The organism is Paraburkholderia sp. MM5482-R2 (assembly GCF_050436125.1).
In the GTDB taxonomy this organism is placed as follows: domain Bacteria; phylum Pseudomonadota; class Gammaproteobacteria; order Burkholderiales; family Burkholderiaceae; genus Paraburkholderia; species Paraburkholderia tuberum.
The window spans coordinates 50,404-70,807 of record NZ_JBNDLP010000003.1 but is presented as its reverse complement, the minus strand read 5'-3'; the positions used below and the strand labels follow the sequence as shown (position 1 = coordinate 70,807).

At 64.2% G+C, this 20,404-nt stretch carries 18 protein-coding genes; 10 read left to right on the top strand and 8 right to left on the bottom strand.

Going from position 1 to position 20,404, the window contains the following annotated elements; all coding sequences use genetic code 11:
- Positions 1-61: 61 nt before the first annotated feature.
- The 3 genes from OKW37_RS22405 to OKW37_RS22395 form a co-directional block, all read right to left on the bottom strand.
- The gene (locus tag OKW37_RS22405; RefSeq protein ID WP_090808390.1) at positions 62-868 is read right to left on the bottom strand and encodes a BPSS1780 family membrane protein; all 807 of its coding nucleotides are present in this window, start codon (positions 866-868) and stop codon (positions 62-64) included.
- Complete coding sequence (locus OKW37_RS22400) at positions 859-1,854, bottom strand: homoserine kinase (protein WP_429352639.1); 996 nt, start codon at positions 1,852-1,854, stop codon at positions 859-861. Before OKW37_RS22400 ends, OKW37_RS22405 begins: the two co-directional genes overlap by 10 nt.
- A 202-nt stretch (positions 1,855-2,056) precedes the next feature.
- Positions 2,057-2,452 carry a hypothetical protein gene (locus OKW37_RS22395; protein ID WP_090808396.1) on the bottom strand — a complete coding sequence of 132 codons (396 nt, stop codon included), beginning with the start codon at positions 2,450-2,452 and terminating at the stop codon, positions 2,057-2,059.
- A 191-nt stretch (positions 2,453-2,643) separates the two neighbouring features.
- On the opposite strand from OKW37_RS22395, the gene OKW37_RS22390 reads away from it, so the two are divergent.
- Positions 2,644-4,170 (top strand): AMP nucleosidase, encoded by a 1,527-nt coding sequence (locus OKW37_RS22390; protein ID WP_429404388.1) that lies wholly within the window; start codon positions 2,644-2,646, stop codon positions 4,168-4,170.
- Between the two features lies 1 nt (position 4,171).
- On the opposite strand, the gene OKW37_RS22385 is transcribed toward OKW37_RS22390, so the two are convergent.
- Positions 4,172-4,729, bottom strand: a complete 558-nt coding sequence (locus tag OKW37_RS22385) for a chromate transporter (protein WP_429403816.1) — start codon at positions 4,727-4,729, stop codon at positions 4,172-4,174.
- Between the two features lie 178 nt (positions 4,730-4,907).
- A complete protein-coding gene (locus tag OKW37_RS22380; RefSeq protein ID WP_035471771.1) occupies positions 4,908-5,651 on the bottom strand; it encodes a TIGR00730 family Rossman fold protein in 744 nt (247 codons plus the stop codon).
- A 1-nt stretch (position 5,652) separates the two neighbouring features.
- Here OKW37_RS22380 and polA point away from each other — a divergent pair, with 1 nt between their 5' ends.
- The 3 genes from polA (at position 5,653) to OKW37_RS22365 (ending at position 10,870) form a co-directional block, all read left to right on the top strand.
- Entirely contained in the window at positions 5,653-8,394 is a 2,742-nt protein-coding gene (polA, locus tag OKW37_RS22375; RefSeq protein WP_429403815.1) for a DNA polymerase I, read from the top strand.
- Positions 8,395-8,551: 157 nt separating this feature from the next.
- Complete coding sequence (locus OKW37_RS22370; RefSeq protein ID WP_429403814.1) at positions 8,552-9,907, top strand: NAD(P)/FAD-dependent oxidoreductase; 1,356 nt, start codon at positions 8,552-8,554, stop codon at positions 9,905-9,907.
- Positions 9,908-9,997: 90 nt separating this feature from the next.
- A complete protein-coding gene (locus OKW37_RS22365) occupies positions 9,998-10,870 on the top strand; it encodes a dienelactone hydrolase family protein (protein WP_184057465.1) in 873 nt (290 codons plus the stop codon).
- Positions 10,871-10,920: 50 nt separating this feature from the next.
- Here OKW37_RS22365 and OKW37_RS22360 read toward each other — a convergent pair whose 3' ends face one another.
- Positions 10,921-11,790 carry a sulfurtransferase gene (locus OKW37_RS22360; RefSeq protein ID WP_090808405.1) on the bottom strand — a complete coding sequence of 290 codons (870 nt, stop codon included), beginning with the start codon at positions 11,788-11,790 and terminating at the stop codon, positions 10,921-10,923.
- A gap of 149 nt (positions 11,791-11,939) precedes the next feature.
- On the bottom strand, positions 11,940-13,046 hold the full coding sequence (locus OKW37_RS22355; RefSeq protein WP_429403813.1) for an aromatic ring-hydroxylating oxygenase subunit alpha: 1,107 nt from the start codon (positions 13,044-13,046) through the stop codon (positions 11,940-11,942).
- A 320-nt stretch (positions 13,047-13,366) separates the two neighbouring features.
- Here OKW37_RS22355 and OKW37_RS22350 point away from each other — a divergent pair, with 320 nt between their 5' ends.
- The 4 genes from OKW37_RS22350 to folE2 all read left to right on the top strand — a co-directional run bounded on the left by OKW37_RS22350 (position 13,367) and on the right by folE2 (position 17,600).
- Positions 13,367-13,675 carry an exodeoxyribonuclease VII small subunit gene (locus OKW37_RS22350; RefSeq protein ID WP_090808406.1) on the top strand — a complete coding sequence of 103 codons (309 nt, stop codon included), beginning with the start codon at positions 13,367-13,369 and terminating at the stop codon, positions 13,673-13,675.
- The gene (locus tag OKW37_RS22345; RefSeq protein ID WP_184057461.1) at positions 13,672-14,553 is read left to right on the top strand and encodes a polyprenyl synthetase family protein; all 882 of its coding nucleotides are present in this window, start codon (positions 13,672-13,674) and stop codon (positions 14,551-14,553) included. The genes OKW37_RS22350 and OKW37_RS22345 overlap by 4 nt, the downstream gene beginning before the upstream one ends.
- Positions 14,554-14,640: 87 nt before the next feature.
- Entirely contained in the window at positions 14,641-16,548 is a 1,908-nt protein-coding gene (gene dxs, locus OKW37_RS22340; protein WP_184057459.1) for a 1-deoxy-D-xylulose-5-phosphate synthase, read from the top strand.
- A 245-nt stretch (positions 16,549-16,793) separates the two neighbouring features.
- Positions 16,794-17,600: a GTP cyclohydrolase FolE2 gene (gene folE2 / locus OKW37_RS22335; RefSeq protein WP_090808410.1), complete on the top strand. Its 807-nt coding sequence runs from the start codon at positions 16,794-16,796 to the stop codon at positions 17,598-17,600.
- 94 nt (positions 17,601-17,694) lie between these two features.
- Here folE2 and tsaD read toward each other — a convergent pair whose 3' ends face one another.
- On the bottom strand, positions 17,695-18,723 hold the full coding sequence (gene tsaD, locus OKW37_RS22330) for a tRNA (adenosine(37)-N6)-threonylcarbamoyltransferase complex transferase subunit TsaD (protein ID WP_184054832.1): 1,029 nt from the start codon (positions 18,721-18,723) through the stop codon (positions 17,695-17,697).
- Between the two features lie 145 nt (positions 18,724-18,868).
- Here tsaD and OKW37_RS22325 point away from each other — a divergent pair, with 145 nt between their 5' ends.
- Both OKW37_RS22325 and rpsU read left to right on the top strand, forming a co-directional pair.
- The gene (locus OKW37_RS22325; protein WP_429403812.1) at positions 18,869-20,104 is read left to right on the top strand and encodes an NAD(P)/FAD-dependent oxidoreductase; all 1,236 of its coding nucleotides are present in this window, start codon (positions 18,869-18,871) and stop codon (positions 20,102-20,104) included.
- 49 nt (positions 20,105-20,153) lie between these two features.
- On the top strand, positions 20,154-20,366 hold the full coding sequence (gene rpsU / locus OKW37_RS22320; RefSeq protein WP_018424196.1) for a 30S ribosomal protein S21: 213 nt from the start codon (positions 20,154-20,156) through the stop codon (positions 20,364-20,366).
- The last annotated feature ends 38 nt before the right edge of the window (positions 20,367-20,404 follow it).

The following is a 20,404-nucleotide window of genomic DNA, read 5'->3' as shown; positions in this document are numbered from 1 at the left end:
GTGTGCGCGGAACACGCGGCGCGCGCGGGCGCCAGAACGGCTCCCGCGCGGGAACGACGGATCAGGCCGCCGGCGTGGTCGGCAGATCCGGCGTTTGCGGCGTCTGCACGCCGAAGCAGCCGCGATAGGTCGCGTAGAACGAGCAGTACAGCATGGTCGTGACGATCATCGTCGCGGGCATCAGGATCGCGAACGCGAAGTCGGCCGCGCCGAGCGCCTGCATCAGCACCGACAGCCCGATCGACACGACTGTTGCGACTGCGAACCACAGCGCCGCGAATACGACGAAAGCGCCGCGATTGCGCCAGCAACTGACCACGCTGAAGAACATGGCCTTGACGGGCGGCACGTCGTGCCAGGCGGCGAGGATGGGCGAGAACCAGAACAGCATCGCGACTGGTATGTAGAACGCGAGCGCGGTGATCACCGCGAGCGGGATATTGCTGTTGGCGATCGTGTTCTCGTCCATCGACGCGTTGCCGAGCATCACCTTCAGCAGCATGCCGCCGTCGGCGAGCGCCGAGCCGGCCAGCACGAGCGCCATGGCGATGACATACAGCACGCCGAGCACGAGCAGCCGCCGCGCGACCACCGGGCCGTACGAATGAAAGCCGTCGACAAGGATGGTCGGAAACACCGGTTTGCCCGCGATCGTGTTGCGGCATGCGGCCATGAAGCCGACCGCGACACCGGGAATGAACAATAGCGGCAACACGCCGCCGACCACCGGAATCTGCGACACGAGCGTCATCACCAGCAAATAGGTGAAGAACAGCGTCAGAAAGGCGAGCGGATTCTTGCGGAACAGCCAGATACCCTGGCGGAACCACACATAGCCGGTTTTCGCGGGGACTTCGATCAGTTGCATGAGGTATGGATGCCTGGATTCGCGACGCCGTGCAGGCGCTCGCGCAGAATGCGTTCGAAATGACCGGGGTCGTGCGGCTTCAGCAGTTCGGCCGCGCGCGGCAAATGAAAATCATACAGGCGCGAGACCCAGAAACGGTATGCGCCCGCACGCAGCATGTCGCCCCAGTGATGCTTTTCCTCGACGGTGAACGGCCGCACCGTCTGATACGCGCGCAACAGCGCCTCGGTGCGCTCGGCGTCGAGCTTGCCGGTCACGAGGTCGACGCACCAGTCGTTGACCGTCACCGCGACGTCGAACAGCCACTTGTCGCAGCCGGCGAAATAGAAATCGAAGAAACCACCGAGCCGCACTTCGTGACCGGTGTCGGGCGCCGCGTGAGCGAACATCGCGTTGTCGCGGAACAGGTCGGCGTGGCACGGGCCCGCGGGCATTGCCGCGTAATCGGCGGAGGCGAAGAACGCTTCCTGATGCGCAAGCTCGGACGCCAGCAGATCGCGCTGCTCGCCTTCCAGATACGGCAGGATCGTCGGCACGGTTTCGCGCCACCACGGCAGGCTGCGCAGGTTCGGCTGATAGCGCGGATAGTCGCGGCCCGCGAGGTGCAGGCGCGCGAGCATCTGGCCGACCTCGACGCAATGCTCGACGCCCGGCGAGAGTTCGGGTGCGCCTTCGAGCTTCGTCACGATGGTCGCGGGTTTGCCGAGCAGCATGCCGAACAGCGCGCCGTCGAGACGCGGCATCGGATCCGGTACCGGCACGCGATGCGCGGCAAGATGCCGCATCAGGTTCAGATAGAACGGCAGTTGTTCAGCTGTCAGCTTTTCGAAAATCGTCAGCACGTATTCGCCGCGCGTCGTCGTCAGAAAGAAGTTGCTGTTTTCAATGCCGGACGAGATGCCGCGAAACTCGACGACATCGCCGAGATCGTAGTGACTCATCCATTCTGCGAGTTGGGATTCGTTGACAGCGGTGAAGACGGCCATGCGGAAACGTCGGATCAGGTTGTTCGGCTGGCGCGGTGCAGCCAGTGCGAGGTGAGACAAACGAATGTGGCGGAGCGGGCGACGAAAGCGGAACGGCGAAGTGCAAGCGTTGCCGCATTCAGCGCGCAGCGGCCGCGATCGGGTTGAGCGGGGGCGCGGTCGCGCCGCGGCCGCCGTTGCCGGCGTGCCGCTTTCGTAAAGATCAATAGTGGAGATTCACCGATGGCAAGCGCGTACTGGGCTTGCCGCTGTCGTGGACGGTGGGCGACGTGTCGGGCGACGCGCTCATCTGGTAGCGGGTGCCGAAATTCGAATGCACGTCGATTTCGACCGGCTTGCCCTTGTCGCGGAATTCGGTGATTTCGGTGCCGTTCGGGCTGACTTCGTGAAAGCTCGGCGTGCGCGGAACGTTGATGTCGACCTTCGAGCTGACCTCTGCGGCCGGACGATTGATCTTGTCCAGGTCCGGCAGACCGGCCCGTTCATTGCCGGACTGGGGCACGCCGGCGGCCGGCGGTTCGTCGACGGGCTGGGCAGCCATCGCGGCGTTGCCGAAGGCCAGAGCCAGCGCAACAGCGATGGGAAGGAGCAGCTTCATGGTGATTCTCCGATTGGGTGCCCGGATTCTAGCAAATCCGGCCTGACGCACGGGCGCCAAGCCTTATTTTGCGCCGCTTTCGCGCAACCTGCGCGCGTTCTCGCGGGCGCTGTTGCAAGCGTCGCCGCCGACATTTGGCAACAGCGGGTTCCGTGGTAATGTCGTCTCATCAAAAAGGGTGAACGATGATGATCAACAACGATATCAATCAGCGCACGGTGCAGACTCCCGCCAACAGCTTCCCAACCGAAGGCTTCGACGACGCGGCCGAGGCCGTCACCCGCCTCGCCGCGATCTACGAGGCGAACACGTCGTTCCTGCGCGATGCGTTCGCGCGCTATCGCCGCAACGAGCAGTTCGACCATCGCGTGCGCGCCTGCTATCCGTTCGTGCGCGTGCGTACCGAGGTCAACACGCACGTCGATTCACGCCGCTCGTACGGTTTCGTCGCGGGGCCGGGCGTGTTCGAGACGACCGTCACGCGCCCCGATCTGTTCGGCAACTACTATCGCGAGCAACTGCGGCTGCTGGCGAAGAACCATCACGTGCAGATCGAGGTCGGCGTGTCGGACCAGCCGATTCCGATTCATTTCGCGTTCGCCGAGGGCATCCACCTCGAAGGCGATCTGGACCGCGAGCGCCTGTTCCTGATGCGCGACATCTTCGATATACCGGACCTCGCGCTGCTCGACGACCGCATCGTCAACGGCACGTACGAGCCGCTGTCGGGCGAGCCGCATCCGCTCGCGTTGTTCACGGCGGCGCGCGTCGATTTTTCACTGCATCGGCTGAAGCACTACACGGCGACCTCGCCGACGCATGTGCAGAACTACGTGCTGTACACCAACTACCAGTTCTATATCGACGAATTCGTCAAGCTCGGCCGGGGCATGATGGCCCGTACCGACGACGAGGAATTGCGCGCCTATCGCAGCGAATACACGTCGTTCGTCGAGCCCGGCGACGTCATCACCTACAACGAGAATCTCGGCGAGCAGGCGCAGGAGGGCACGCTGCCGCCACGTCTGCCGCAGATGCCGGCCTATCACCTGAAACGCGCGGACGGCAGCGGCATCACGATGATCAACATTGGGGTCGGGCCGTCGAATGCGAAGACCATCACCGATCACATCGCGGTGCTGCGTCCGCATGCGTGGATCATGCTCGGCCACTGCGCGGGACTGCGCAACACGCAGCGTCTCGGCGACTACGTGCTCGCGCACGGCTATGTGCGCGAAGATCATGTGCTCGATGCCGATCTGCCGCTGTGGGTGCCGATTCCGGCGCTCGCCGAAGTGCAGGTCGCGCTCGAGCGCGCGGTCGCGCAGGTCACGCAGCTCGACGGCGTCGAGCTGAAGCGCGTGATGCGCACGGGCACGGTGGCGAGCGTCGACAATCGCAACTGGGAGCTGCGCGATCATCGCGAGCCGGTGCAGCGGCTGTCGCAAAGCCGTGCAATCGCGCTCGATATGGAAAGCGCGACGATCGCCGCGAACGGCTTCCGCTTCCGCGTGCCTTACGGCACGTTGCTGTGCGTGTCGGACAAGCCGCTGCACGGCGAGCTGAAGCTGCCGGGCATGGCCGATCAGTTCTATCGCGCGCAGGTCGATCAGCATCTGCAGATCGGCGTGAAGGCGATGGAACTGCTGCGGATGAATGGGCTGCATCGATTGCATAGCCGCAAGCTGCGGAGTTTCGCGGAAGTCGCGTTTCAGTAACTCAGGCCGAGGCACTGATAAACAGCCCGCTTACGCTGGATGTGCCGCTTTGAAGATGGCTCGCGAGCGACGTCGGCCCGAACTTCGCAATCGACGTGACGAGCATGCCGGCCCAGCGGGCCACATGCCAGCCGATCAGCGTGACGATCATCTGGTTCGGGCCGGGCGCGGCTTGAGCGAGCGCGAACAGCGCGCTGAACTCGCTGGCCGGCATCCAATGATGCACGTCGACCACCTGCCGCTGCATCTCCGGAGGGATCGTATTGCCGCCGCCGAACGCGAGCAGCGACAGCTGACTAAAAATCGCCGCAAGGGAAACGAGCATGTCGTTCATCGCGCGCTCCTTGCAGCAAGATAAATGCTGAGCGGCGTGAGCACGAGCATCGTCGGCAGCAGCGGCAGTCGCAGCATCGACGAGTGCACGGCGCGCGAGCGGCAACGCGCCGCCGAATGAAATGAGACCGGGGCCGAGAAAACCGCTGAAGATCTCACGCAACGTCGGCGCGAGCGCGGCTTCGGGTGAGGTGAGTTCGTTCAGATTGCGAGCTTCGAGTACCAACTGAGCACGTTAGCGCCGGACGGCAAGCGTGCAAACGATTTGTTCGCCAATCCGGTTGACAGTCAGCGCGCCGCAAACTGGCCTGCAAAACGAAAGCGGGCAGCCCGAAGGCTGCCCGCCATGTGCGCGACGATAGGCATCGTGCTACGCGCAATGCGAGGCGCGCAGCCTCTTGCCATCACAGGTAGAACATCCGGTCTTCTTCCGACTTGACCGGATGAACTTCGCCTTCCTCGCGGTCTTCGTAGAACTTGAGCACCGCTTCGAGCACCTGGTCCGGATTGTCGATCACCTGCATCAGATCGATGTCGGTCGGATTGATCAAACCCATCGGAATCAGAGCGCTCTTGAACCACGCGAGCAGACCTTCCCAGAACTCGGCGCCGACCAGAATGATCGGCACATGGCGCGACTTCTTGGTCTGGATCAGCGTGAGCACTTCGGCCAGTTCGTCGAGCGTGCCGAAGCCGCCGGGCATCACGATCACCGCGTCCGAGTTCTTCACGAACGTGACCTTGCGCGTGAAGAAATGGCGAAAGCGCAGCGAGATGTCCTGCCACTGGTTGCCCGACTGCTCGTGCGGCAACTCGATGTTCAGACCGACCGAAGGCGCCTTGCCCGCATGCGCGCCCTTGTTGGCCGCTTCCATGATGCCGGGGCCGCCGCCGGAGATCACCGCGAAGCCAGCATCCGACAATTTGCGCGCGATCTGCGTGGCGAGTTTGTAGTACGGCGAGTTCGGTTTCAGGCGCGCCGAACCGTAGATGCTGACCGCCGGGCGAATCTCCGACAGGTACTCGGTCGCCTCGATAAACTCTGCCATAATCGTGAACATCTGCCACGATGCGCGGGCTTTCTTGGCCGTTGCGCGCTCTTGATCTGCGAGCGATCGCAGACTCGGAATCACTTTTCTCTTAGTCATAATGCCTGAAGAACGAAGCCTTGAAGGTAAGACCCTGCTGTTGGTCGACGGTTCGAGTTATCTGTACCGGGCCTACCATGCGATGCCTGATCTGCGCGGTCCCGAGGGTGGCCCGACGGGTGCGCTCTACGGGATGATCAACATGCTGCGGCGCATGCGCAAGGAAGTCACAGCAGAGTATAGCGCGTGCGTGTTCGACGCCAAGGGCAAAACGTTTCGCGACGACTGGTATCCGGAATACAAGGCGAACCGTCCGTCGATGCCGGAAGATCTTGCCCGTCAGATCGAGCCGATTCACGTCGCGGTGCGTGCGCTCGGCTGGCCGCTGCTGATGATCGATCGCGTCGAAGCGGATGACGTGATCGGCACGCTGTGCACCGAAGCGGAAAAGCTCGGCATGAACGTGGTCGTGTCGACCGGCGACAAGGACCTCGCGCAGCTCGTGTCGAACCGCGTGACGCTCGTCAATACGATGACCAACGAAACCCTCGACCGCGACGGCGTGGTCGCGAAGTTCGGTGTGCCGCCGGAGCGCATCATCGATTATCTGTCGCTGATCGGCGATACCGTCGACAACGTGCCGGGCGTCGAGAAGTGCGGTCCGAAAACCGCGGTCAAATGGCTGACGCAATATGAGTCGCTAGATGGCATCGTCGGGCATGCGAGCGAGATCAAGGGCGCGGTCGGCGAGAATCTGCGCCGCGCGCTGGACTTTTTGCCGATGGCGCGCAAGCTCGTCACAGTCGAGCGTCATTGCGATCTGACCGGGCATATCGTGTCGATCGAGGAGAGTCTGCCGAGCCTTCCCGAATCGCGCGAAGAGTTGCGCGAGGTGTTCACGCGCCACGGCTTCAAGACGTGGCTGCGCGAAGTCGAAATCGCCGATGCGGTCGAAGGTCCGGAAACCGACGTGCCCCCCGCGTTGTCCGTCGATCACGAGCGCCACTACGAGACCGTGCAAACATGGGAGCAGCTCGACGCGTGGCTCGACAGGATCAATGCGGCCGAGCTGACCTCGTTCGATACCGAGACCACGTCGCTCGATCCGATGATCGCGCAGATCGTCGGCTTGTCGCTGTCGGTCGAAGCGGGCCGCGCCGCGTATGTGCCGCTCGCGCATCGCGGCCCCGACGCGCCGGTGCAGCTGCCGCGAGACGAAGTGCTCGCGAAGCTCAAGCCGTGGCTCGAAAGCGCAGGCCACAAGAAGGTCGGCCAGCATCTGAAGTACGACGAACAGGTGCTCGCGAATTACGGCATCGAAATGCGCGGCGTCGAGCATGACACGCTGCTCGAGTCGTACGTGCTCGAATCGCATCGCACGCACGACATGGACAGCCTCGCGCTGCGTCATCTCGGCGTGAAGACGATCAAGTACGAAGAGGTCGCGGGCAAGGGTGCGCAGCAGATCGGCTTCGACGAAGTCGCGCTCGACAAAGCCGCCGAATATGCTGCCGAAGACGCAGACATCACGCTGCGTCTGCATCAGGCCTTGTATCCGCAGATCGCCGCGGAGAAGTCGCTCGACCATGTGTATCGCGAGATCGAAGTGCCGACTTCGCGCGTACTGCGCAAGATGGAGCGGACCGGCGTGCTGATCGACGCGGAGAAGCTGCGTCAGCAGAGCAGTGAGATCGCCACGCGTCTGATCGAACTCGAAGGCAAGGCGTACGAACTGGCCGGCGGCGAATTCAACCTCGGCTCGCCAAAGCAGATTGGTCAGATTTTCTTCGAGAAGCTCGAACTGCCGGTCATCAAGAAGACGCCGAGCGGTGCGCCTTCCACCGACGAAGAGGTGTTGCAGAAGCTCGCCGAAGACTATCCGCTGCCGAAGATTCTGCTCGAACATCGCGGCCTGTCGAAACTGAAGTCGACCTATACCGACAAGCTGCCGCGCATGGTCAATCTGCACACCGGCCGCGTGCATACGAACTACGCGCAGGCCGTCGCGGTGACGGGGCGGCTCGCATCGAACGATCCAAACCTGCAGAACATTCCGGTGCGTACCGGCGAAGGTCGGCGCATCCGCGAGGCGTTCATCGCGCCGCCCGGGCACAAGCTCGTCTCCGCCGATTATTCGCAGATCGAATTGCGCATCATGGCCCACATCTCGGGCGACGAATCGTTGTTGCGCGCGTTTTCGCGGGGCGAGGACATTCACCGCGCCACCGCGTCGGAAATCTTCAGCGTGACGCCGCTCGAAGTGTCGAGCGATCAGCGGCGCGTCGCGAAGGTCATCAACTTTGGGCTCATCTACGGCATGAGCGCGTTCGGACTCGCGTCGAACCTCGGCATCACGCGCGATGCGGCGAAGATTTATATCGACCGCTACTTCGCGCGCTATCCCGGCGTCGCGCGCTATATGGACGAGACGCGTTTGAGCGCGAAGGCGAAGGGCTACGTCGAAACGGTGTTCGGCCGTCGTCTGTGGCTGCCCGAGATCAACGGCGGCAACGGTCCGCGCCGCCAGGCCGCGGAGCGGGCCGCGATCAACGCGCCGATGCAGGGCACCGCCGCCGACCTGATCAAGCTTTCGATGATCGCCGTGCAGAACTGGATCGAAGACTCGAAGATCGGCACGCGGATGATCATGCAGGTGCATGACGAACTGATTCTCGAAGTGCCCGACGCTGAGTTGTCCGAAGTCCGCATGCGCCTGCCAGAACTGATGTGCGGCGTCGCCGCGCTGAAGGTGCCGCTCGTCGCCGAGGTCGGTGCGGGCCTGAACTGGGAGGAAGCGCATTGACATGCCCGTGACATGCGCACGATAACGTCGTGCGCATGTCACACATGGGTTTTGGCGACTTGTGACTTCCCAGGCGGGTCGAGGACAATCGGTTCAGGACGGCGCATTCATGCGCAGCGTCGCGACAGATAATTCATCGGCTACACGGAGAAGTGCAATGCATCGATTTATCGTCGTTGGCGGAGGTGCGGGAGGATTGGAACTGGCCACGCGTCTTGGCGATCGCTATCGGGCCGACAAGAAGGGGCGCAGCGCGCAGGCCCAGGTCACGCTGGTCGACCGCTATCCGACGCATATCTGGAAGCCGCTGCTGCACGAGGTGGCGGCGGGCAGCATGGACCCGTTCACGCAGGAGCTCCCGTACGCGGCGCAGGCGCGCTGGCATGGCTTCGCATTCCAGCAAGGCGACCTGAGCGCACTCGACCGCACGAACCGACGCATTACGCTCGGCACCGTGCTGGACGACGACGGCGCTGAACTGCTGCCCGAACGCGAGCTCGAGTACGACACGCTGATCATCGCGATCGGCAGTACCACGGCCTTCTTCGGCGTCAAGGGAGCGGCCGAATTCTCCATAGCACTGGATACGGTCAGCGAGGCAGAGCGTTTCCGCAAGCGCCTGATCGCCGCATGCGTGCGCGCCGAGCATCAGGCGCACGAACCCGTCGAGTCGAGACCGGGACCCGGCACGTGGACGTCCAGCGAGCCGCGCATTCAGGTGGCGATCGTCGGCGGCGGCGCGACGGGGGTCGAGTTGTCGGCGGAGTTGCGCAATACCGCGCAGGTGTTGTCCGCGTATGGCTTGCACAAGCTCGATCCGCGGCATGACGTCGGCATCGTGCTGATCGAGGCGGGGCCGCGCATTCTGCCCGCGTTGCAGGAGCGCGTTTCCACGGCCACCGCCGAATTGCTGACCAAGCTCGGCGTGAAGCTGATGATTGGCGAGACGGTGGCCGAGGTCGCGCCGGGCTACATCCGCACCGCGAGCGGTCACACCGTGCGGGCCGATCTGACCGTGTGGGCGGCGGGCATCAAGGCGCCGGCGGTGCTCGGTCAGCTCGACGGCTTGCCGGTCAACCGGCTCGGCCAGCTGGTCGTGCGCCGTACGCTGCAAACCGGGATCGACGACAACATCTTCGCGCTCGGCGACTGCGCGGCCTGCGAGTGGCCGGGCAACGAGCGCAACGTGCCGCCGCGCGCGCAGGCCGCGCATCAGCAGGCGAGCTTTCTGATGAAAGGACTGGCGGCGCGCCTCGACAACAGGCCACAACCGGAATTCACTTATCGCGACTTCGGCTCGCTGGTCTCGCTCGGCCACTTCAGCGCGGTCGGCAATCTGATGGGCGGGGTGATTGGCGGCAATATGCTGATCGAAGGGCTGTTCGCGCGCTTCATGTACATGTCGCTGTACCGGCTGCATATCGCGGCGCTGCACGGCTATCCGCGCATGGTGCTCGACACCTTCGCGCATTGGTTGCGCCGTACCACGCTGCCGCGCGTCAAGCTGCACTGACGCGCGCGGACGATCTCCTCAGTTGAATGTGCAACGGGATGCGCGCAAGGCGTATCCTGTTGCCTCTAACAATTCTTCGAGGAGCGCCACATGCTGAAGCCTGAGGTCGACTGCCTGGTCCCGCACGTTCCCTTCGATCGGCGCACCTTCATCAAGGCGGCGCTGGGCACCGGTTTCGCGGCGGCGGTGCTGCCAGTCTCGGCGCAAACCATTCATACCGACAGCGACGGCCTCGAAGCAGGGGAGGTGGCGTTTCATTCGCTCGGTACGCTGATACCGGCCTACCGCGCGCAGCCGAAGGGCAAGACGCATCTGCCGGTGATCCTCGTCGTGCATGAGGCTTTCGGCGTGCACGAGCATATCGCGGACGTCTGCCGGCGCTTCGCGAAGCTGGGCTATCTGGCAATCGCGCCGAACCTGTTCGAGCGCGAGGGCGATCCGACCGTCTACACGAGCATCCAGCAACTGAGCGAGCAACTGCTCAGCAAGGTACCCGACGAGCAGGTGCTGGCCGACCTCGACGCAGCCGTCGCGTGGGCCGGCGAAAACGGCGGCGACCTGAACCGGCTCGGCGTGAACGGCTTCTGCTGGGGTGGGCGCATCTCGTGGCTCTATGCCGAACACAATCCGCGCGTGAAGGCGGGGGTCGCCTGGTACGGTCGCGTGACCGGCGCGAAGAATGCGATGACGCCGGCCAATCCGATCGATCTCGTCGCTGACCTTCATGCGCCGGTGCTCGGCCTGTACGGGCGCCAGGATCAAAGCAATCCGCAGGACACGCTCGAGCAGATGAAGCAGGCGATCGCGCAAGGGCCGCAAGCAGGACGCGGCTCACAGTTCGTCGTTTATGACGACGCGGGTCACGCGTTTTTCGCCGATTACCGTCCGAGCTACAGGAAGGCCGATGCCGAGGATGGCTGGCGTCGTACGCTCGTGTGGTTCAAGCAGCACGGCGTGGCTTGAAGCGCTGCTCGAATTCCTCGCGTCTGGTTACGACTTGCGGCGGCTCGCGCTCAAGGTTTCGCCCCCGTCGCCACCGGCCGTTTCGGGTCGGAACTCCATTCGCTCCAGGAGCCCGCGTACAACGCTGAACCATGCAGGCCGGCAACCTCCATCGCAAGCGAATTGATGCAGGCGGTCACGCCCGAGCCGCATTGCAGCACCACGTGTTCGGGCGGCGTGTCGCCGAGCAGCGCGTGGAATTCCTCACGCAGTGTGTGCGCCGGCTTGAAGCGGCCGTCGGGGGTCAGGTTGTCCTTGAAGAAGCGGTTCAGCGCGCCCGGGATATGGCCGCCGACGCGGTCGAGCGTCTCGTTTTCGCCGCGATAGCGATCGGCCGCGCGCGCATCGACGACGATTCGCTCCTTCGAACCGAGGTTGCGCTCGACCGCCTGGGTATCGATGGTCACGGCGAGCGGCGCGGCCGCCTTGAAGTCGCCGGTGTTCTGCGCGGGCACGTCCTGCGTCAGCGGTTGGCCAGCCGCTTCCCATGCCTGCAGTCCGCCGTCGAGCAGCGCGACCGCGTCGTGACCGAGCCAGCGCAACAGCCACCAGACGCGCGCCGCGTACATGCCGCCTTGTGCGTCATATGCGACGACCTGTTGACCTTGCTTCAGTCCCCGCGACTCCAGCGTTTCGACGAGCCGCGCGCGATCGGGCAGCGGATGCCGGCCGTTCGAGCCGTTCTTCGGCCCGGACAGATCGCGATCGAGATGCAGATAGTGCGCGCCCGGCAGATGGCCGGCCAGCCAGGCTTTCTCGCCCGCGTCGGTATCGGCGAGGTCGAACCGGCAGTCGATCACGAACACGCTGCCCGGCGCGGCCGTGAGCCGCTCGGCAAGATTGGTCGCGGAGATCAGGGTGGTGTAATGAGTGTGGGGCATGAGCGTCTCCTCGATACGGGCGATGGCGGCTGCGGGCCGCGTCGTTCACGCGGCTGGCGCATGGCCGGTCTATATCGGTAGTCTAAACAAAAAAAGACGGGTCGAAGCCCGTCTTTCCTTGAGTCGATCGATGCGCCACGCGGCGCGGATCAGATCGTGCCGAGTTCGCGCCGCAGAAACTCGTGGAAGTGCTGCATACCGTCTTCCATCGGGCTCTGATACGGTCCGACCTGTGATTCGCCGCGCTCCATCAACGCGAGGCGGCCGGCGTCCATGCGCTCGGCGATCTCGTCGTCTTCGCGGGCTGTCTCCATATAGGCGGCGCGCTCGGCTTCGACGAAGTCGCGCTCGAACAGCGCGATTTCCTCGGGGTAATAGAACTCCACCACGTTGGTGGTCTTCTGCGGACCGCGCGGAATCAGCCACGACACGACCAGCACGTGCGGATACCACTCGATCATGATGCCCGGGTAGTACACCATCCAGATCGCGCCGAACTCGGGCGGATTGCCGTCGCGAAAGCGCAGCACTTCGTCGTGCCACTTGCGATACGTCGGGCTGCCCGGTTGCTCGAGCGCCTTGTGCACGCCGACCGTCTGCACGCTGTACCAGTCGCCGAACTCCCACGTCAGATCGTCGCAATTGACGAAGCTGCCGAGGCCCGGATGGAACGGTGCGACGTGATAGTCCTCCAGATAGACCTCGATGAAGGTCTTCCAGTTGTAGTTGCACTCATGGACTTCGACGTGATCGAACATGAAGCCCGAGAAATCGAAATGGCGCTTGGTGCCGAGGCGTGCGAGATCTTTCGCGACGTCCCGACCTTGGGCCTCGAACAGGAGACCCTGCCAGTTCCGCAGTGGCGTGGCGCCGAGATTCAGGCACGGGTTGTCGGCGAAATGGGGCGCGCCGAGCAGCTCGCCCTTCAGGTCGTACGTCCAGCGATGCAGCGGACAGACGATGTTCTGCGTCTGGCCGCGGCCGTTGAGCATGATGGCTTGCCGGTGGCGGCACACGTTCGACAGCAACTCGACTTGCGACAGCTGGTTACGGACGAGTACCCGCCCCTCGCGTTCGCTGGGCAAGGCAAAATAATCCCCCGCTTCGGGCACCATGAGATCGTGGCCGATGTAGCGAGGACCTTTCTTGAAAAGGGTGTCGATTTCGCGCGTAAGAAGCGCTTCGTCAAAGTAAGCCGTGACTGGCAGCTGGCTATGAACAGACCGCAACTGCAATGCATTGCTCAGATTGGACATTCCCACTCCCGATGAAGACGTGAAAGCAGTGAACAACCCAACCATCGAAGATTCGATTTAGGGAGCCCGCAATTATACCCGTTTCCCTGTGACAGGGGCACTTAAGTCCCTGATTTGGGTTAAAAATGTCAAGAAAGTTCGGCATTTTCGCCGCAGACCTCGAGCTTTTTTTCTGCGAGACTTCAGGGTCGAAGCGGGGCAAGGGTGGGCATCGGACAGGCTCGAAGCGAGACAGCACGGCGGGGCGCAGGCCGGCGGGCGGATCGAAAATGTCGCTTTTGCCGTAGAATGTCCGACTTGTTTTAATTTTGCGACTATTCATGGCGAAGACCGCATCGAACGATTCCGCCGCCGCACCAGCCGAAAGCGGCGATAGCGCGCCGCTGCCGGAGAACTACGAGGCCGCGCAGACCGAACTGGAAGAGCTCGTCGCGCGCATGGAAGGCGGCAGTCTGAGCCTCGAGGAATCGCTGGCCGCTTACCGTCGCGGGGCGGCACTTGTCGCATTCTGTCAACAGCAGCTCGAAAAGGTCGAGCAGCAGGTGCGGGTCCTCGATGGCGAGACCCTCAAGCCGCTGCCCATGAATACCGCAGGAACAGCCGCGACTGAGAGCGGGGACGACCTATGACATTCGAACAATGGACGCGCTCGGTGCTCGAACGCGTCGAAACGGCTCTGGAACACTATCTGCCGGCCGAGACGACCGAACCCGCCAGGTTGCACGAGGCGATGCGCTATGCGGTGCTCGGCGGCGGCAAGCGGGTGCGGCCGCTCCTGTGCCACGCGGCCGGCGAGCTGACCGGCGCGCGTGCCGAATGCCTCGATGCGGCGGCGGCGGCGCTGGAAATGATTCACGTGTACTCGCTCGTGCACGACGACATGCCCTGCATGGACGACGACGAACTGCGCCGCGGCAAGCCGACGGTCCACGTCAAGTATGACGAAGCGACCGCGCTGCTGGTCGGCGACGCGCTGCAGTCGCAAGCATTCATCGTGCTCACGTCCGACGTACTCGGCCGGCCGCAGCAGGCCTCGCTCGTACGCGAACTCGCGCTCGCAAGCGGCTCGATCGGCATGTGCGGCGGCCAGGCCATCGATCTGGCGAGCGTCGGCCACACGCTGACCCGCCCGCAGCTCGAGACCATGCATCGCATGAAGACCGGCGCGCTGCTGCGCGCGGCCGTGCGCATGGGCGCATTGGCCGGCGAGACGCCGGACGCGCAGGGTCTGGCGTCGCTCGACGCCTACGCCGCCGCGGTCGGTCTTGCGTTTCAGGTCGTCGACGACATTCTCGACGTCACGACCGACTCCGCAACGCTCGGCAAGACCGCCGGCAAGGACGCGAAGGACGGCAAGCCGACCTACGTGTCGATTATTGGGCTCGACGCGTCGCGCGCGCTCGCGGCGCAACTGCGCAGCGACGCGCACGCCGCGCTCGCGCCGTTCGGCGCGCGCGCGCAGCGTCTTGCCGAACTGGCCGACCTGGTGGTGAACCGGGTCAGCTGAACGCGAAAGCCCGCCGCCGCGCACCCTCCATCCCCGGGGTGCATGTATGAAGTGCGGGCGCGTAAGTTTTCCTACAATGGAACGACGATGTACGACTTGCTGAAAACCATCGACGACCCGGCAGCCCTGCGCCGCCTCGATCGCCGCCAATTGCACCCGCTTGCCGACGAGTTGCGTGCCTTCGTGCTCGACAGCGTATCGCAGACGGGCGGCCATCTCTCGTCCAACCTCGGCACGGTCGAGTTGACCATCGCGCTGCACTACGTCTTCGATACGCCGCACGACCGGATCGTCTGGGACGTCGGCCATCAGACCTATCCGCACAAGATCCTGACCGGTCGTCGCGACCAGATGCACACGCTGCGTCAGTTGGGCGGCATCTCGGGCTTCCCGAAGCGCGACGAATCGGAATACGACACCTTCGGCACCGCGCACTCGAGCACGTCGATTTCGGCCGCGCTCGGCATGGCGATCGCGAGCAAGCTGCAAGGCGACAACCGCATGGGCATCGCCGTGATCGGCGACGGCGCGATGACGGCCGGCATGGCCTTCGAGGCAATGAACAACGCGGGCGTCGAAGACGACGTGCCGCTGCTCGTGATCCTCAACGACAACGACATGTCGATCTCGCCGCCGGTCGGCGCGCTGAATCGCCATCTCGCGCGTCTGATGTCCGGGCGCTTCTATGCGGCTGCGCGCGCGGGCGTCGAGCGCGTGCTGCGCGTCGCGCCGCCGGTGCTCGATCTCGCGCGCAAGCTCGAGGAGCACGCGAAGGGCATGATCGTGCCGGCGACGCTGTTCGAAGAGTTCGGCTTCAACTACATCGGACCAATCGACGGTCACGATCTCGATTCGCTGATTCCGACGCTGCAAAACATCAAGGAACTGCGCGGGCCGCAATTCCTGCACGTGGTCACGAAGAAAGGCCAAGGCTACAAGCTGGCCGAGGCTGATCCGGTGCTGTACCACGGCCCGGGCAAGTTCAATCCGGCCGAGGGTATCAAACCGGCCGCGACGCCGTCGAAAAAGACCTACACGCAGGTGTTCGGCGAGTGGCTGTGCGACGCGGCCGAGCTCGACTCGCGCGTGATCGGCATTACGCCGGCAATGCGTGAAGGCTCGGGCATGGTCGAGTTCGAAAAGCGCTTCCCGGACCGTTACTTCGACGTCGGCATCGCCGAGCAGCACGCGGTGACGTTCGCGGGCGGCCTTGCCGCGGACGGCATGAAGCCTGTCGTCGCGATCTATTCGACCTTTCTGCAACGCGCGTATGACCAGCTGATTCACGACGTCGCGCTGCAAAACCTGCCGGTGGTGTTCGCAATCGATCGTGCGGGTCTCGTTGGTGCGGACGGCGCGACGCATGCGGGCGCGTACGACCTCGCGTTCATGCGTTGTATTCCGAACATGACCGTGATGGCGCCGTCTGACGAAAACGAGTGCCGCCAGATGCTGTACACCGCGTTGCAGCAGTCGCATCCGACCGCTGTGCGCTACCCGCGCGGCGCGGGTACCGGGGTCGCAACGGTCAAGCAGATGGCCGCGTTGCCGCTCGGCAAGGGCGAAGTGCGTCGCGAGACGTCGGCGCCGGCCGGCAAGCGCATCGCGATTCTCGCGTTTGGCACGATGGTCGCGCCGTCGCTCGCGGCCGCCGAGCAACTCGACGCCACCGTCGCGAACATGCGCTTCGTGAAGCCGCTCGACACCGAACTCGTGCGCAAGCTGGCCGAGACGCACGACGCGATCGTCACCGTCGAGGAAGGCTCCATCATGGGTGGCGCGGGTTCGGCGTGCGTCGAAGCCCTGCTCGCAAGTGGGGTTATGCGTCCCGTACTACAATTGGGGCTCCCCGATCGGTTCATCGATCACGGGGACCCGGCCAAGCTGCTCGCCGCGTGCGGTCTCGACGCCGCGGGTATCGCCCGGTCGATCCGCGAACGCTTCCTTGCGAGCGGGGCGGTCGGCGGTCAGTCGTCCGTGAAGCGCGTCGCGTAAAGCGCTGTCGGCTGTCGTGCCGTCGTAGGTTCGACTCATGCCGCCGTCATGCGACGGCGGCTTCGGCAATCTCCAGTTTGAACCGACGGGTGTTGTGGGCCGTCACCCAACGCCGGCGCGAGCCGGCGTTCGCCGTTGCGCGCACTGATCCGCATGGCCGTTGGGTGCCTTGCACTCGCTGCGCGATAGTCGCCGATGCAGCGAAACCTTGGTGCAGCCCGGCGCTTTCCAGAAAGGACAAAAGAATGAATCAGATGAATCCCGCTTTCGTGATGCCCGACGTGCAAAGCACCCCCGACATGCGCCAGATTCCGATCCAGCGGGTCGGCGTGAGGGGCGTGCGTCATCCATTGACGATTCGCACGCAAGGTGGCGAAGTGCAGCCGTCGGTCGGCACGTGGAATCTCGACGTGCATCTGCCGGCCGAGCAGAAGGGCACCCACATGTCGCGCTTCGTCGCGTTGCTCGAAGAGAACAAGGCGCCGCTCGAACCGGCCACCTTCCGCACGATGCTCGCGGCTATGCTCGAAAAACTCGAGGCCGAGGCGGGCCGCATCGAAGTGTCGTTCCCGTACTTCGTGAACAAGACCGCGCCGGTGTCGGGCGTGCAGAGCTTGCTCGATTATGAAGTCACGCTGACCGGTGAGACCCGCCATGGCGCGACGCGGGTGTTCCTGAAGGTGCTGGTGCCGGTCACGAGCCTGTGCCCGTGCTCGAAGAAGATCTCGCAGTACGGCGCGCACAATCAGCGTTCGCACGTGACGATCGATGCCGAGTTGAACGGCGACGTCGCTGTCGAAGAGTTGATCCGTATCGCCGAGGAAGAAGCGTCGTGTGAACTGTGGGGCCTGCTCAAGCGCCCGGACGAGAAGTTCGTCACCGAGCGCGCGTATGAAAATCCGAAGTTCGTCGAAGACCTCGTGCGCGACGTTGCCCAGCGTCTGAATGCCGACGAGCGCATCGTCGCGTATGTGCTCGAAGCGGAGAACTTCGAGTCGATTCACAATCACAGCGCGTATGCGGTGATCGAGCGGGACAAGCGCCTCGCCTGATACGTTCCTGATCGCTCCACGCCGTTTCGTTGCGAAGGCATTGAAGCAAAAAAGCCGCTTGTAAAGCGGCTTTTTGTCCTCTTGGGGCGGCGGTTCAGTGCGCGAGCGACGTCAGATCCCAACGCGGCTTCACGGTGAACGCGTAGTCGTGGCCGGCCTGTTCGGGCCAGCGTTGCAAACGCAGCGCGCCGGCCAGCGCGATCATCGCCCCGTTGTCCGTGCACAGCGACAGGTCCGGGTAGTGGACGTAGAAATTGCGCTTCTGCGCGGCGGCCGACAGCGCTTCGCGCAATTGCCGGTTCGCGCCGACGCCGCCCGCCACCACCAGCCGGTTCAGCTTCGTGCGCTTGAGCGCCGCTAGCGATTTCGCGGCCAGCACGTCGACGGCGGCATCGACGAAACCGCGCGCGAGGTCGGCCTTGGCCTGCTCGCAGATGTTCGCGCCGCCCAGCCGGTTCGCGTGCGTGAGCACGGCGGTCTTCAGGCCGCTGAAGCTGAAATCGAGGTCGCCGGAATGCAGCATCGGGCGCGGCAGCACGACTGCGCCGGGTGTACCGAACTCGGCCATGCGCGAGACTTCGGGGCCGCCCGGATAGCCGAGGCCCAGCAGCTTGGCGGTTTTGTCGAAGGCTTCGCCGGCGGCGTCGTCGAGCGTCTCGCCGAGCGTCTCGTAGAAGCCGACGTCCGTCACGCGCATCAACTGCGTGTGGCCGCCCGAGACCAGCAGCGCGACGAACGGGAACGGCGGCGGCTCGTCGACGAGCAGCGGCGACAGCAGATGCCCTTCGAGATGGTGAATGCCCACGGTCGGCTTGTTCCACGCCATCGCCAGCGAATTCGCGACGCTCGCGCCGACCAGCAGCGCGCCCGCGAGCCCAGGCCCTTGCGTGTAAGCGATCGCGTCGATGTCGCCGCGCGCGACGCCGGCGCGCTCCATCACCTCTTCGAGCAGCGGCAGCGCGCGGCGGATATGATCGCGCGATGCAAGCTCCGGCACGACGCCGCCGTACTCCCGATGCATCGCAATCTGCGAATGCAGCGCGTGCGCGAGCAGGCCGCGCTCCGTGTCGTAGAGCGCGAGACCGGTTTCGTCGCAGGAGCTTTCGATGCCGAGAACGAGCATGATGAATCGCTTGAGACGGGCGCGCGCGACGCGCGTCCGGAAGTGAAAGGTAAGCCTGAAAGTATACCAGCGCGGACAGGCGGCCGCAGGCGGCCCGCTGAGCACCGGCATGGACGCGTGGGCCCGGCAGGTACAATGCGGCCCCATGGAATCCTTCGATATCGCGGTGATCGGCGCGGGCGCGGCCGGCATGATGTGCGCGGCCGTGGCCGGTCAACTCGGCCGGCGTGTGGCGCTGATCGACCACTCGCAGCGTCTCGCGGAAAAAATCCGCATTTCCGGCGGTGGCCGGTGCAACTTCACGAATCTGTATGCGGGGCCGGCCAATTATCTGTCGGCGAATCCGCATTTTTGCCGCTCGGCGCTCGCGCGCTATACGCCGCGCGATTTCATGGCGCTGCTGAAGCAGCATCGCGTGACATGGCACGAGAAGCACAAGGGCCAGCTGTTCTGCGATCAGTCGAGCGACGCGGTCATCGACGTGCTGAAGAACGAGTGCGACGCCGGTGGGGTTGCATGGCGCACGCCGCTGTCGGTCGAAGAGGTGCGCCAGGACGCCGAAGGACAGTTCCTGCTCGGCACGACGGCGGGCACGATCGCCGCCCGTGCGCTCGTGATCGCGACGGGCGGTCTGTCGATCCCGAAGATCGGCGCAACCGATTTCGCGTACCGGATCGCCAGGCAGTTCGGCCACAAGTTGATCGACACGCGTCCCGCGCTGGTTCCGCTGACCTTCGCTCCGGCCGACTGGGAGCCGTTCGCGGCGCTATCGGGCGTGTCGCTTGAAGTAGAGCTGTCGACTGGCAATACGAAGACCGGCGCCGAATTCACCGAAGATCTGCTGCTCACGCACCGCGGCCTGTCGGGCCCAGGCGTGCTGCAGATCTCGAGCTACTGGCAGCCCGGCGAGCCGATTCACATCAATCTGCTGCCGGAGCGCGACGCCGCGACTGCGCTCATCGACGCGAAAAGCGGCACGAAGCGGCAGATCGCCAATCTGCTATCGGAATGGGTGCCGCAGCGGCTCGCGCATGTGTGGCTCGACACTCACCGGATGGTTGCCGAGGCCCGCGTCGCCGATCTGCCGGACAAGGCGCTGCGCGGCATCGGTGAGGCGCTGTCGCGCTGGACCCTCACGCCGAACGGCACCGAGGGTTATCGCAAGGCCGAAGTGACGCGCGGCGGGGTCGATACGCGCGGTTTGTCATCGACCACGATGATGAGCGCGCGGGTGCCGGGCCTCTACTTCATCGGCGAGGCGGTCGACGTGACCGGTTGGCTCGGCGGCTACAACTTCCAGTGGGCGTGGGCGTCGGGTGTCGCGGCGGGCGAGGCGGCGGCCGAATATGCCCGGGGGCTTGACGGCGCAATGGCTTTGTGAGAAAGCTCTGCTATACTCCTGAACCTTTACAAAGTTCCGTTATTGAAAAATGACGACCATCCGCGTAAAAGACAATGAGCCGTTCGAAGTCGCCATGCGCCGTTTCAAGCGCACCATGGAGAAAAACGGCCTACTGACGGAACTTCGCGCTCGCGAGTTTTACGAGAAACCCACAGCCGAACGCAAGCGCAAGAAAGCGGCGGCAGTGAAGCGTCATTTCAAGCGTCTGCGTGGCCAGATGCTGCCAAGGAAGCTCTACTGATTCTGGCGTTGCCCGCTGTACGCGGCGCGGCAGCATCC